Annotated in this window: 11 protein-coding genes; 9 read left to right on the top strand and 2 right to left on the bottom strand. The window is 46.0% G+C overall.

Annotated elements, in window-relative coordinates; all coding sequences use genetic code 11:
• The first annotated feature begins 204 nt into the window (after window positions 1-204).
• Complete coding sequence (locus tag VSQ62_RS17770) at window positions 205-1,785, top strand: IS110 family RNA-guided transposase (RefSeq protein ID WP_004070214.1); 1,581 nt, start codon at window positions 205-207, stop codon at window positions 1,783-1,785.
• A 113-nt stretch (window positions 1,786-1,898) separates the two neighbouring features.
• On the opposite strand, the gene VSQ62_RS17765 is transcribed toward VSQ62_RS17770, so the two are convergent.
• The gene (locus tag VSQ62_RS17765; RefSeq protein ID WP_334636116.1) at window positions 1,899-2,387 is read right to left on the bottom strand and encodes a hypothetical protein; all 489 of its coding nucleotides are present in this window, start codon (window positions 2,385-2,387) and stop codon (window positions 1,899-1,901) included.
• Window positions 2,388-2,759: 372 nt separating this feature from the next.
• Complete coding sequence (locus VSQ62_RS17760) at window positions 2,760-4,142, bottom strand: IS1380 family transposase (protein ID WP_120397169.1); 1,383 nt, start codon at window positions 4,140-4,142, stop codon at window positions 2,760-2,762.
• Window positions 4,143-4,554: 412 nt separating this feature from the next.
• On the opposite strand from VSQ62_RS17760, the gene VSQ62_RS17755 reads away from it, so the two are divergent.
• The 8 genes from VSQ62_RS17755 to VSQ62_RS17720 all read left to right on the top strand — a co-directional run bounded on the left by VSQ62_RS17755 (window position 4,555) and on the right by VSQ62_RS17720 (window position 13,766).
• On the top strand, window positions 4,555-5,871 hold the full coding sequence (locus VSQ62_RS17755; RefSeq protein ID WP_288091876.1) for an IS4 family transposase: 1,317 nt from the start codon (window positions 4,555-4,557) through the stop codon (window positions 5,869-5,871).
• A gap of 222 nt (window positions 5,872-6,093) precedes the next feature.
• Entirely contained in the window at window positions 6,094-6,537 is a 444-nt protein-coding gene (locus tag VSQ62_RS17750; RefSeq protein ID WP_334636115.1) for a MarR family winged helix-turn-helix transcriptional regulator, read from the top strand.
• 47 nt (window positions 6,538-6,584) lie between these two features.
• Entirely contained in the window at window positions 6,585-7,979 is a 1,395-nt protein-coding gene (locus tag VSQ62_RS17745; RefSeq protein WP_334636114.1) for an MATE family efflux transporter, read from the top strand.
• Between the two features lie 6 nt (window positions 7,980-7,985).
• Entirely contained in the window at window positions 7,986-8,609 is a 624-nt protein-coding gene (locus VSQ62_RS17740; RefSeq protein ID WP_286083177.1) for a cytidylate kinase-like family protein, read from the top strand.
• Between the two features lie 88 nt (window positions 8,610-8,697).
• Window positions 8,698-10,440, top strand: a complete 1,743-nt coding sequence (locus tag VSQ62_RS17735) for an ABC transporter ATP-binding protein (RefSeq protein WP_334636113.1) — start codon at window positions 8,698-8,700, stop codon at window positions 10,438-10,440.
• The gene (locus VSQ62_RS17730) at window positions 10,424-12,292 is read left to right on the top strand and encodes an ABC transporter ATP-binding protein (RefSeq protein WP_334637701.1); all 1,869 of its coding nucleotides are present in this window, start codon (window positions 10,424-10,426) and stop codon (window positions 12,290-12,292) included. Before VSQ62_RS17735 ends, VSQ62_RS17730 begins: the two co-directional genes overlap by 17 nt.
• Before the next feature lie 57 nt (window positions 12,293-12,349).
• Entirely contained in the window at window positions 12,350-12,502 is a 153-nt protein-coding gene (locus VSQ62_RS17725) for a hypothetical protein (protein ID WP_334636112.1), read from the top strand.
• Window positions 12,503-12,563: 61 nt separating this feature from the next.
• Window positions 12,564-13,766, top strand: a complete 1,203-nt coding sequence (locus VSQ62_RS17720; RefSeq protein WP_502957822.1) for a D-alanyl-D-alanine carboxypeptidase family protein — start codon at window positions 12,564-12,566, stop codon at window positions 13,764-13,766.
• The last annotated feature ends 262 nt before the right edge of the window (window positions 13,767-14,028 follow it).

The following is a 14,028-nucleotide window of genomic DNA, read 5'->3' as shown; positions in this document are numbered from 1 at the left end:
CTACAGAGCACGTCATAACATCTGGAGTCCCAGAAGCCGAATCTTTATAAGTTGCAGCCTTCCCTTTTGCACAAACGATTGGCGCTTTCAAGCCCGGATACTTATGAATATAACCAGTGTATATGCATGGTTTCCCGCAGGGATGGCAGTCAATGCCGTTACCACCTTCAGCTCTGCTCCCAAACATGAATGGAGGTTTGTATTATGGCATCTTCTAATAAACACTCAAAACTCCGGGCCTGTGATGAGGGGCGTTACACCTCCGATGGCCTGAAGAACGTAACCCTTGATGATGGAACGCGCGTCATCACATCACCATCGAATGACATCAAACGCCCAGTCTGCGGGGCTGTCGATGTGCACAAATCTGTCCTGATGGCGGCTGCCTGTGTCACGGACGGGGAATCCCTAAGCGCTGTCTTTTATGTCAGGCAGTTCACCGCTTCGAACAGCGACATCCGCCTGATGGCGGAATGGTTCGCTTCCTATGGCGTCCAGGATGTCTGCATGGAATCAACCGGGAAATACTGGATCCCTGTCTACGACATCCTGGAGCACAATGGGTTAAAGCCTATCCTAACCCATCCAAAGTATGTGAAGCAGGCCAAGGGCAAAAAGACGGATTTCCGTGACGCAATCCACATCGCCAATCTCTTCCGCATGGATCTGGTCGTTGCTTCTTTTATCCCGCCGGCAGACATCCGGGATCTGCGTGAATTATGCCGTTACCGGTTAAAACTCACATATATCCGGACTTCTGAAAAAAACCGGTTCCAGAATTCCATGACAATCTCGAAAGTGCGCCTTGACTCTGTCTTTACGGACCCATTCGGTAAATCGGCCAGCGACATTATGTCATACCTGATCCATACAGACCCGGATGAAGTGAGCGATGAAAAAATCCTCAGTTTTGTGCGGCACGGCGTCAAGGCTTCCACGGAAGAGATCCTTGACAGCATCCATGGTTATGAATTCATTGGTGCCCAGCGAGACAAACTTGAGGTCATCCAAACACATATGGATGATCTGAACAAATGTATCGACATGATTGACGAGAAGCTTTCCTATTACCGTTTGAAATACAGCAAGGTCATCCGCCACCTGGTCACCATGATCGGGATATCCGAGGAGTCTGCCCTCTATATCCTTGGCGAGATTGGGGCTGACATGTCCGTATGGCGGAACAGCGATTCCCTTGCTTCCTGGGCGGGGCTTTCCCCCGCAAATAATTCAAGTGCGGGGAAGAAGAAAACCACCAAAATTGGAAAGGGCGGCCATTATCTAAAGCCACTCATGGTGCAATGTGCCCTCGCCGCCATCAAAAGCACTAAAAAGCATCCCTATTTCTATTATAAATATTTGACGCTCAAAAAACGCCGGGGCCATAAAAAGGCCATCATTGCCATCGCAAGGAAAATGCTTGTGGCAATCTACCACATGATAAGGGATGATAAAGACTTTGCACCTATTGACTATGAACAGGTTGTAACACGCAAACAATCTCAAAAAGAGCTGAATCTTACAAACATCATCGAATTCCTTGGGGAGCATGGAGTCGATCCGGAAACAATCCGCACGGTTGAGACGCAGTGTTCACAGGCGAGTCAGGCTGGGGAGGGAGCTAAAACCGACAAACCGAAAAAAAGCCCACAGAAAAAGCAACCTAAATCCAAGACCGCGGCAACACCCACAGAACAGAAACCTGCAAAAAGGCGAGGGAGACCTCCAAAGTCCCCACAGACGAAAAGTCAGTCTTCCACTCAACCTGCGCCAGCTACAGCTTGAAAATAGATTGCTGTAACTGATTATACTATATTTTCTGTAATCTTCCAAGTCTGTCTACAAAAACAGAATTTCGGAAGGTTTGCTTCTTATACCCTTTTCTACGTCACAAACCGCTAGAAGCATTCATACTTATGACGGATCGTATAGTTTCCTTTGCCGAAGATACGATTGGCGCATAAAGAAGTGAAATCATCTAACATTCCCAGATAAGGAATATATTTTACATTCGAATAGTGGCTGCGTATCGGTTCCCACAGTTCTTTTGGAATATGCAGGGAATCAAAGAGTTCGTCATAAAAAGAAGCGCCGGTTCGTTCATAGATCACCGGTCCGATACAATAAATATGATCCGAATCGGGATTCCGCATGAAGATATAATGAAACTGAAAGATATCCGTACAGTAAAGAATGGTATGGGAAGGTAATTCCATGAACCGCCGGTTTAGCAGTGGGTTTAGACGGGAATTACTGATTCCCAGAATCTTTGTGCGAAACCCAAAATCTAACCATTCATAGTTACTGCAGGGAGCCGCAAACTCATGGTGCGGGATTTTTGATATGGCAAACATTTCTTTTACAAAATCTTTGATAATCTGTTCCATAAAAGGAATCTCCTTTTTCATGAATTGTACTATTTTTATAAATTATTGCATAAATTTCAGGTTACTTCAATGATATATAAAAATAATCCAAAAACTACTGGAAATTGTCTCTGTTTAGAAAACTTTGTATTGTATAAAATACAATCCTGAATCCGTGAACCTAACCTAAAAATAAAATGAAATCGGTAAATAAGAAATATGAGGCACTCTTTGTACCAATTTCATGCCAATAAAATATTGTTTTCGATAATCATACACTTTGAATCAAACTACTATCCAGCCACTTAGGTAAAATTTCTCTAAAATTGCCATACCTTAACTAAGGCTCATTGAACCATTCCAATGGCAAGGAAAATGTAGGATATCTTTCGTTTATTTTGCAGCTTGGAATATCCTGCTTATTTGTGAAGCTGCGTTCCTCCAGGGATTACTCCGCCCCAGATCAAGTCTCACCTGCCTTGCATGCTTTGTCACAACCCCGGGGGTCATGATGATCCGTTCAACTACCGTGCGTAGCCTCCGGCGGTTTACGGGTCTTTTCATGGGGATATCGCTGATCCTAAGTGATGCCTGTCCAATCATCCGCAGGAGATTGTAGGCCAGCTGGATCAGTTCCAGGACAAGTTCGTTTGTTTCGAACTTTCCAGATGGAAACTGCTCTGCACATAAGTCCGTCTTGATTTCACTGTGGTACTGTTCCATTTCTCCATGTTTATGGTAAAGCTCTATGATGTCTTCGTCCGAAAAATCTACATTGACGGAGTACATATCACAGTCAATTTTAGGGCTGATATAGTACTGCCCATCATGGTCACAGGCACGCTCTGTTATATCGTAAATGGTTCGGATTCCAACGGTCTTCCTGCTATGGCCGGATTTTGAACTGGCATCAGGTACATTATAAGATACGTCCCGGAATGTCTGCCCAATGTATTCCTTTTTCCCTTCCCGTGAAGACTTTACATTTGTGCATACACCGCCTACTTTGTCCAGCCACTCCTGCGGATTCTCCTTGCGGATGTTGCGCTTAATGATGAAATGCACCCTGTCCCCCCGGAAACACTCTTCCATGAAAATGCCGATATTATCCGCAGAATCGTTTCCGGAGTCGAGACGAATCAAGAGTGGTTTGTCCGTAATCTGACGGGCAAGTTTTAATACTTCGACCAGAAAGTTTGGTGTCCCTTTCTGGCAGTGCTGTTTTCCCTCCCGTAGTTCGCATGCAATAAGGTATCCTTCTGTCCCAATGTAGGCGAAGATAGGCGCATAGCCATCCTTCTTTTTATAAGTTCTCGAAATGCCTTCCTTATTGCATTTCTCATCAAGGAAAGGGCTCACGTCGATGTCGATTGGTATATAGCCATTTTCCAATGCAGACGGTTCCACGCCAAACTTTTTGAACAGATCCACATTGATCTGACGCAGCGCACCCTGCATACTGGCGCCGATTTCGTCCATACGCTGCCGCATGGTTGGCTCCGATGGGATATGGCGCATATGGAAAGCATTGCAGAAAAACTCAGGGTCATCATCGGTTTCATGGATGGATTCGAAGTCAGCGTTCCCACAGAGTATACCGATAAGCATGGCCTTTAGTACATCACTGTTCTTATATTCCTTGGATGGCGAAGAATATTTGTCAATTTTCGTGTCAAAATCAACAGCTTTTAACATCTGTCCTGGAATCAGCAGACCGCCATAGGGTGTAATCCTGGAATTGCTGAATGTATACTTTATGGTGTTATATGCAAACATAACATGTTCTTTCATGCTCATTTTAGTTGGCCTCCGTGTGTATAAGATGATGATATCATTATACACCGACAGCGGAAAAAAGGCAATAATTATCCACCTATTCGGTGAGCACCATATCTTAGCCGATATATATCAAGATATTGAATTTTAGAAGCATGCCAAAGTATTACTTTAAACGAAGTTCACGGATTCAGGTACAATGTTAACAACCTAACTCAAGCAACTACAACATATAGTGTTTCTTTTAATTGGCACGGGATTCCCTGTGCCTTTCTTTATTTATAACCACTAATACGATTAAAATATTGCACAAAATTCGCCCATAAAAACCAGCATATTTACTATTGACATAAGCTCCAAAAAATGCGGCGCAGCCCTTGTTTATATTACTTTTTTAAGGGGGCTGCATCGTATGAATTTAATTCAAATCTTAGTCGATATTATCTGTAACACATTACTTGATCCACATGTCCTTGAACGGGCCAGAAACAGAAAAGGGGCTTTTACACGCAATTGCGGGAAACTTCCCTATTGGACATTGATCAAACTGTTATTAAGAAATTCCAAGAAAACTATTTCTTCATCACTGGATGAATTCTTTACCGAATTGCGGCATATATCAGGAATTCCAATCTCTGATACTGTGAAATGTTCCCAACAGGCTTTCAGCAAGGCCCGTTCCGGCATTGATCACTCTATTTTCAAAGAATGCTTCGAACGTGTACTTGACTTCCTTTGCAGCAGGGATTCCCTGGATTTCCATTCACGTTTCATGGGTGTATGGGGACGGCAGATCATTGCTGTTGACGGCTCTAAAATACCTCTTCCTAACCGTAAGACTCTTCTTGATAAATACGGCAGCATAGGGAGAGGCCAAAACTCTCCCACTGCCATTGCCAGTGTTGCTTTTGATGTACTGAATCACCGCATCCTTGATGCACAGCTCGAACCCATGAGCGTCGGTGAACGTACCCTTGCCATAAGGCATATGCAAAATATAAAAAGCAAAGCACGGACGAATCTATTATACACCATATTTGTCTTCGATAGGGGATATGCTTCAAAAAATTTATTTTCTTTTATCGAAGACACCTTACATGCCGGATATCTCTTCCGGTTAAGGACTAAATTTAACACGGATATTGATGCACTCCCTGTACCGGCGGATCGAAATGGAATCAGTGACTATATCTTTTTCCTTGATGGCAGGAAAGTACGCATCCTTAAATTTTACCTCCCAAGTGGGACGGTGGAAACGCTGATCACAAATGATTTTGACCTTGCCAAAGAACTGTTCCGCCAGTGTTACTTCCTTAGATGGCCGGTGGAGGAGAATTATAAGCTTGTCAAAGAAAAGATCGGGCTCACTAATTTCCGGGGCTATTCCGAGAACTCCGTTCTCCAGGAATTCTGGATATCGGTATTGCTTGCAAACCTGGCTCTTGCCATAAAGCGGGAGACGGACGGCATTGTTGACAGCACCATAAACCAGAAAGGGAATCAGAACAAATATATGACAAACATGAATGAGCTTGTCGGATACCTGAGCCGTCATATAGGAGAATATATGGATGCTGATACAGACACAGAAAAGTATGGCATCATCCGCTGTATATTTGATTTTGCCGTATCTCACCGGGTGTGTGACAAAAAGGGCAGCGGGGAATCAAATCTACGTACAACTCCAAGAAAAGTCAAACATCATTACAATAACAAGACTACACACTAATACCATTTAAGAAAGGTGGTGGTGCCAGTTTCTTTATATTCTACAATACAAACGCCATATCTAAAAAAACAGCTGATAGCAACCAAGGGGAAAGTCTGCCCTTTTTTCAGTGTATTTTAATCATTTCTATCATCTGCTATTATTGGTTTAATAGCTTAATCCTATTGTGATATCATGCCACTACTAAGTTGTTAACATTGGTTTAAGAAAGAGACGTGGACTATGGATGGAAAACAGTGTGCCGGTTCTGTTTTGGGGCTGGCCAATCAGATAAAAAGGGTTTTTGATACAACAACAGGACGCTGCGGCACACAGATAAGAATCTTGAACTTTGTCCTGGTGTCATATCCGGACAGGGAGATATATCAGAAAGATATAGAAGAGGAATTAAACATACGGAGCGCATCTGTTTCTATGCTTTTAAAGAAAATGGAGGCACAAGATTTTATTCGGAGGGAAAAGGTCTCCAGTGATGACCGCCTGAAGAAAGTACTGCCAACTAGCCACACAGTGGAAATGAAGGAGCAGGTTGAGCGGCATATCGCCCTGCTGGAAAAGCGGCTGACGGCAGGTATCGGGGCAGAGGAGCTAGAGATTTTTTCAGATGTGTTAAAGAAAATGCAGGAGAATATGGAACTAACCGAAAAGGGAGCCGGGTATGGATAAGATGCCGGATACCCGCTCAGCAGATTTATAAAACCAGGAGGTAGAAAATGGAAGCAACAATAACGAAAACCAACACTCTCGGCACAGAAAGGGTTGGAAAACTGATGATGCGTTATGCAGTGCCAAGTATTATTTCCATTGTGGTGAATTCACTGTATAACATGGTAGACCAGGTCTTTATCGGCCAGGGTGTAGGATATCTTGGAAATGCGGCAACGAATGTAATTATGCCGATCTCAACGATTATGCTGGCTCTTGGCTTTATGTTTGGAGACGGGGCGGCAGCTTTTATGAGCCTGCACCTTGGGAAAAAGGAACCGGAAAAGGCTGCAAAAGGCATAGGGAATATGGTAGTGATAGTCATTGGAACTGGAATTGTCCTGATGATCTTGTTTGAATTGATTTTGACACCGCTTTGCCGGCTGTTTGGGGCTACGGATAACGTACTGCCTTATGCGCTGGACTATGGACGGATCATTGTACTTGGATTTCCCTTTTCAATCATCTGTTCTGCTTTCGGAAGCCCGATCCGTGCTGACGGCAGACCAAAGATAAGCATGGTTGGTCTTCTGATCGGATGTGCTACAAACATGATTCTTGATCCGATTTTTATTTTTGTATGCGGGTGGGGCGTAAAAGGAGCCGCATGGGCGACGATACTGGGGCAGGTATTGAACGCGTTTTACTTTATTATCTGTTTGTTTCAATTTAAGACAATTAAAATAAAAAAAGAATATTTTATCCCGGATGTAAAGGTTGTGGGGAACATCGCTTCTCTTGGGACATCCAGCCTTATTTCACAGGTTGCTTCGGTGTTCGTTATTGCAATTATGAATAATATGCTGGTAAAGTACGGGGCGGTTTCTAAATATGGAGCTGATATTCCGTTGGCAGCTTTGGGTGTCACGATGAAGGTCAGCCAGCTGATTACCGGAGTTACATTAGGGATTGCAAGCGGCGTGCAGCCAATTCTTGGATACAATTACGGAAGCAGACAGCATGACCGTGTGAAAAGTACATTAAAATGGTCGCTTATTTGGGGCACCGCAATCATGTTTGCGGCATTGTTTATCTTCCAGGTTTTCCCGGAGCAGATCATCGGTATTTTTGGACAGGAATCAGACCTTTATGTAGAATTCGCGGTAAAATGTTTCCGCATTTATCTGCTTGCCTGTTTTCTGATCCCGTCGGGCGCAGTTGTAGGTATTTTTTTCCAGGCAATCGGAAAGCCAGTTCCGGCCGCGGCGCTTACCCTTTCAAGGCAGATTATCCTGTTGATCCCGGCTATGCTGGTTTTAGGCTATACAATGGGAGTGGAAGGAATTTTATGGGCAGGGCCGTTTTCTGACGCATTGTCTGGAATTATTGCGTTGATTACAGTGAAAGTATTCTGGAAACGTATTTTTGAGGATAAGGGACAAAAAGAAACAGCAGGGAGGTAATGGATTATGGCAGTTCAGGTTATTACAATCGGACGGCAGTGCGGAAGCGGCGGACATACCATAGGGGAGCAGGCTGCTAAAATACTTGGCGTTCCCTTTTATGACAGAGAACTGATAGAGATGACGGCGCAGGAAAGCGGTTTTGGAAAAGAGTTCGTGGAGGAACAGGGGGAACACCGTAACAGCAGTATGCTGTATAATCTGGTGAAAAATTTATCGTATTCCCGTACCATGCCCTCCGGAAATTCGGAATACCTGCAGGATGAAATTTTCTTTGCCCAGAGAAAGATCATCACGGAACTTGCAGAAAAAGAACCCTGTGTGATCGTGGGACGCTGCGCGGATTCTATTCTGAAAGAAACAGGAAACAGTCTGAATATCTATATTCATGCGGAAAAAGCATTTAAGGCAAAGCATCTCATGGAAAGAAACCATGTGTCTTATGACGAGGCGGTCAGGGAAATGGAACGGTTGGATAAGCGCAGGGCTTCCCACTATAAATATTATGCGGATCAGGTATGGGGCCTTGCGGAGAATTACCATTTGTGCCTGGACAGCAGCCTGATTGGGGTTGAAAAATGTGTTTCTGTCATCTGCGATATTTATCGGTCCATAAATGCAGGGCAATAGTGAAAAAAGAAGTTGGCAGTGGTCGCGATCCGGCTACTGGCGTGATGGTGTCAGGAGCAGTTGAGACGGGACTGCCAGGAGGGATTTTATGTTTAAGACATTGGTGAAATACATTGGAGAATTTAAACGGGATGCCATTCTCACTCCTGTTCTTGTGGTTATGGAAGTGATCATGGAGGTGATCATCCCCATTATCATGGCGGCCATTATTGACTATGGACTGGAAAGCCGGAGCCTTGGGAAAGTTGTGCTGATCGGGCTTGGCATGATCGTGGCGGCATTGCTGGCGTTGTGGTTTGGGGTGGAATCAGGCAGGACGGCTTCCAGTGCCAGTTCTGGGTTTGCCATGAATCTGAGGAAGGCAATGTACGAGAAGATACAGGCCTTTTCTTTCTCCAATATCGATAAATTTTCTACAGCAGGACTTGTGACCAGAATGACGACAGACGTGATGAACGTACAGCAGGCGTTCCAGATGTCCATCCGCATCTGCGTGAGGGCACCGATCATGCTGGTCAGCGCGATGGTGATGACATTTATGATACACCCCCGTTTTGCCCGTATTTTTTTGGTGGTGATCGTCTGTCTGGCAGCCGTGCTTGCCCTGATCTCATCGAAGGCAAATCCGACTTTAAGGAAAGTTTTTCATCAATACGATGAATTGAATGCAAAGGTGCAGGAAAATGTAAACGGAATACGGGTGGTAAAATCTTTTGTACGTGAGGATCATGAGATTGGACGGTTTGAAACGGAAAGTGAAAAAATCCGCAGCCTGTTTGTAAGCGCGGAAAAGCTGCTTGCGCTGAATTCCCCTGTCATGCAGTTTTCCATGTATTCATGTATTTTACTGATTTCATGGATGGGCGCGAAAATGATTATTGCGGGAAGCCTGACAGAAGGGCAGCTTATGAGTATGTTTACATACGTGATCAATATTCTGATCAGTCTGATGATGGTATCCATGACGTTTGTGATGCTCATCATGTCGAGGGCATCGGGGGAAAGGATTTCTGAGGTGCTGACGGAGGAGCCGGATTTATTTAACGTTCCCCATGCAATCAGGGAGGTCGCGGATGGTTCTATTGATTTTGAACAGGTAGGTTTTGCGTATCCGTCCAATCCTGGCAAGGAAGTGATCAGTGATCTAAACCTTCATATCAGACCAGGAGAGACCATTGGCGTTCTTGGAGGAACCGGGAGCGCAAAGTCCTCTTTTGCCGCATTGATACCAAGGCTTTATGATGTCACAAGGGGCGAGGTACGGGTTGGGGGCATTCCGGTAAAGGATTATGACATGGCCAGTCTGCGGGACAGTGTGGCTGTGGTCCTTCAGAAAAATGTCCTCTTTTCCGGGAAGATCAAAGAGAACCTGCGGTGGGGAAAAGAAGACGCAACGGATGATGAGATCATAAATGCGTGCCGTCTTGCCCAGGCGGATGAATTTATCCGGGATTTCCCGGCAGGGTATGACACCCACATTGAGCGGGGTGGGGCAAATGTATCGGGCGGGCAGAAGCAAAGGCTCTGTATTGCCAGAGCGCTTTTAAAGAAACCGAAAATCCTGATCCTCGATGATTCCACAAGTGCAGTTGACACAAAGACGGATGTACTGATCCGCAGGGCATTCCGGGAGAAGATACCGGATACCACAAAGATTATCATAGCCCAGAAAATCTCGTCGATCCAGGATGCGGACAGGATTCTGGTATTTGACAACGGCAGGATGAAATCAGCCGGCACCCATGAAGAACTGTTGGAAAACAGCCCGATTTACAGAGAAATTTATGAGTCACAGACGAAGGAGGGCGGCGATGATGATCGTAGGGAATAAAAAGAATATGGGGGCGACGTTAAAGCGGCTGATTGCTTATATCCTGAAAGAATATAAATGGCAGTGCCTGTTGGTGGCGTTATGTATTCTGATCAGCACCGCCGCGAATATTGGCGGCACTCTGTTCATGCGGAACCTGATTGATGACTACATCCTGCCATTTGTGAATCAGACACAGCCCGATCTGTCCCCTCTTTTCAAAGCATTGCTTGTGATGGCGGCAGTTTATTATATCGGAGTGTTCTGCACGTGGGCTTATAACTACATTATGATTTATGTGTCGCAGGGAATGTTAAAAAAAGTAAGGGATGACCTGTTCCGTCACATGGAACATCTGCCCATCCGCTATTTTGACACAAAATCCCATGGGGACATCATGAGCATTTACACCAATGACACGGATACCCTGCGGCAGGTGATCAGCCAGAGTATGCCGCAGATGCTGTCCGCGGTGATCACGATTGTGGGTGTTTTTGTATCTATGCTGGTTTTAAGCCGTCCATTGACACTGATTACGGTTGTGATGGTAGTCTGCATGGTATTCGCAACGAGGACAATATCCTCAAAGAGCGGGCACTATTTTGTGAAGCAGCAGACGGACGTGGGAAGTCTGAACGGATACATAGAGGAAATGATGGAAGGCCAGAAGGTAGTGAAGGTGTTCTGCCACGAGAAAGCCTGTATACAGGATTTTAAGGATCTGAATGTAAAGCTGCGGGACAGCACGAACAATGCGAACCGTTATGCCAGCATCCTGATGCCTGTGCTTGGCAACCTTGGGTATGTCAGCTATGCGGTAATCGCGATGGTCGGGGCCTGCCTGTCTATCTTTGGCGGGCAGATGACTCTTGGAACGCTGGCGTCTTTCCTGCAGTTTTCCCGTTCCTTCAATCAGCCGATCTCGCAGCTTTCACAGCAGTTGAATTCTATCATTATGGCAATCGCAGGAGCAGAGAGGATTTTTGGGCTGTTGGATGAGGAGCCGGAAAAGGACGGCGGATATGTAAAGCTGGTAAATGCACGCTATGATGAAAAGGGAAATCTGACGGAAGTTCCTGACAGGACGGGGATGTGGGCGTGGAAGCATTATCATAAGGCAGACAATACGACAACCTATCAGCCCATGCAGGGGGATGTGGTCTTTGATCATGTGGATTTTGGCTATACAGAAGGAAAGACTGTTCTGCATGACATTGAGATTTTTGCAAAGCCGGGGCAGAAAGTAGCCTTCGTAGGGGCGACGGGAGCCGGGAAAACGACCATTACCAACCTGCTGAACCGTTTTTATGATATTCAGGATGGAAAAATACGGTATGACGGGATTAACATCAACAAGATCAGGAAAGAAGATCTGCGACATTCCCTTGGGATTGTTTTGCAGGATACGCATTTGTTTACGGGAACAGTCATGGATAATATCCGTTATGGAAAGCTGGATGCTGCGGAGGAAGAAGTAATAAGGGCTGCAAAACTGGCAAATGCCCATGAGTTTATCATGAGACTTCCAGAGGGGTATCAGACTGGTCTGAAAGGCAGCGGCAGTAGTCTTTCCCAGGGACAGCGGCAGCTCCTGGCGATTGCGAGAGTCGCGGTGGCTGATCCTCCGGTTCTGATTCTGGATGAAGCTACTTCAAGCATTGACACCCGGACAGAAAAAATCGTGCAGGAAGGTATGGATCAGCTTATGAAAGGCAGGACAGTATTCGTGATTGCTCACAGGCTTTCCACGATCAAAAACTCGGATGTAATTATGGTGTTGGATCATGGGCGGATTGTGGAACGGGGAAGCCATGACAGCCTGCTGGCAAAAAAGGGGATGTATTATCAGCTTTATACTGGAAAATTGAGCTGAATACGCTGGAAAATATAGCGGAGTTTCGCCAGATATAATTCGGCCAGTAGGGTGGTGATGGAGCTGCTGCAGAAGTTGAATCGGAACGGCATGACGGTGCTGATGATGACCCATGATACGGCAGCTGCGGAATATGGGACGAGGATGATTCATGTGGAGGATGGGAAAAATTGTGGAGAAAGGGGCGGACTATCGTTCGATAATGTATGAATAGAGAAGCTTATAATTTCATATACTGCAATAACATGGTGGTATATGGGTGTGGCGGATGATGAAGAAAATATTATTATATGGTCTTGTGTGTTGTCTATTGCTTTCTGCGTTTGGCGGGGTCCGTGCCTGTGCAGAAGAAAGCGGGGATGCACCGGAGCAGTTGTACGCCCGGTCAGCGGTGCTTCTGGATGCTGACAGTGGGCGTGTTTTATTTGGCAAAGAAGAGAAAGAGATTCGGCCGATGGCGAGCACGACCAAGATCATGACCTGTATCCTTGCACTGGAGAACAGGCAGGAGGACCAGATCGTTACTGCGTCTGCCAATGCGGCCGGCCAGCCCAAGGTAAGGCTTGGGGTTAAGGATCAGGAGCAGTTCTATCTGCGCGACCTCTTGTATTCGCTGATGCTGGAATCCCATAACGACAGCGCGGTGGTGATCGCGGAAGGGATTGCCGGCACGGTGGAGGAATTTGCCGGACTTATGAACCAGAAAGCAAAGGAGCTTGGCTGCAATGATACGCATTTTGTGACGCCTAATGGCCTTGACGCCAGTGATGAGGGCGGAGTACATTCTACGACGGCCAGGGACCTGGCTGTGATCATGCGTTACTGTATCGCCCAGTCGCCCTGCAGGGAAGAATTTCTTGAGATCACGAGGACGAAGAGTTATCAGTTTGCAAATGTGGACGGAAGCAGGAATTTCTCCTGCAATAACCACAATGCGTTTCTGGATATGATGGAAGGGGCGTTAAGCGGCAAGACAGGGTTTACGGCAGACGCGGGATACTGCTATGTGGGCGCGCTGACGCGGGATAACAGAACATTTATCGTGGCGCTCTTAGCCTGCGGCTGGCCGAATAATAAAGGGTATAAATGGACGGATACCCGGAAGCTGATGGAGTATGGGATTGCCAACTATGAGTACCGCGACGTGTGGGAGGATGTTGAACTTCCCAAGGTTAAGGTGGACGGCGGAATAGAAGAGGCAGCTCCTTATGAGAGCCGGATCAGGATACCGGTCTGTGTGAAAGAAAAGGAGGAGATCCCTGTACTCCTGCGGGGAGATGAAGCCTGCGAGGTGCAGACAGAGGTGGAGGAGACGCTTTCGGCTCCTGTGAAGGAGGGCGAGGTGGCCGGCAGGATCAGGTATTTACTTGACGGGGAGGAGATCGCTTCTTATGATGTGGTGACGGAGAAAGGAGTGGAAGAAAGGGATCTGGGCTGGGCAATCCTGTGGATCCTTAAGCTTGCGTCTCTGTAAAAGCTTCATCCGATATGGAGAGTACATTACCGGGGCAGGAATCCGGCTCTTGCTGTAAGGCGGCTTAAGATAGGCCGGATTCATTGCTGCGGGCACCGTAAGTGTGAACATCAATGTGAACTGTGAAAAGATGGGATTCTTTTCGCCTGACGGTTGACGAAAGAGATGAAGTGTGGTATTTTAATGACAGTCAGAATAGTCCTTGAGGGGTTGGACAGTTCTATTTATCTAAAGCGATATATCTTGATTGATTCTAAGTTTT

It is taken from the genome of Sporofaciens sp. JLR.KK001 (assembly GCF_036941055.1).
GTDB lineage: Bacteria > Bacillota > Clostridia > Lachnospirales > Lachnospiraceae > Sporofaciens.
This window is presented reverse-complemented; position numbering and strand designations above follow the sequence as displayed.

Bases quoted from the DNA above. Each gene is read 5' to 3' on its own strand.
- VSQ62_RS17730 (WP_334637701.1), top strand. From the start codon at position 10,424: ATGATCGTAGGGAATAAAAAGAATATGGGGGCGACGTTAAAGCGGCTG.
- VSQ62_RS17765 (WP_334636116.1), bottom strand. From the start codon at position 2,387: ATGGAACAGATTATCAAAGATTTTGTAAAAGAAATGTTTGCCATATCA.
- VSQ62_RS17720 (WP_502957822.1), top strand. From the start codon at position 12,564: ATGAAGAAAATATTATTATATGGTCTTGTGTGTTGTCTATTGCTTTCT.
- VSQ62_RS17755 (WP_288091876.1), top strand. From the start codon at position 4,555: ATGAATTTAATTCAAATCTTAGTCGATATTATCTGTAACACATTACTT.
- VSQ62_RS17735 (WP_334636113.1), top strand. From the start codon at position 8,698: ATGTTTAAGACATTGGTGAAATACATTGGAGAATTTAAACGGGATGCC.
- VSQ62_RS17740 (WP_286083177.1), top strand. From the start codon at position 7,986: ATGGCAGTTCAGGTTATTACAATCGGACGGCAGTGCGGAAGCGGCGGA.
- VSQ62_RS17760 (WP_120397169.1), bottom strand. From the start codon at position 4,142: ATGTTTGCATATAACACCATAAAGTATACATTCAGCAATTCCAGGATT.
- VSQ62_RS17745 (WP_334636114.1), top strand. From the start codon at position 6,585: ATGGAAGCAACAATAACGAAAACCAACACTCTCGGCACAGAAAGGGTT.
- VSQ62_RS17750 (WP_334636115.1), top strand. From the start codon at position 6,094: ATGGATGGAAAACAGTGTGCCGGTTCTGTTTTGGGGCTGGCCAATCAG.
- VSQ62_RS17770 (WP_004070214.1), top strand. From the start codon at position 205: ATGGCATCTTCTAATAAACACTCAAAACTCCGGGCCTGTGATGAGGGG.
- VSQ62_RS17725 (WP_334636112.1), top strand. From the start codon at position 12,350: ATGGAGCTGCTGCAGAAGTTGAATCGGAACGGCATGACGGTGCTGATG.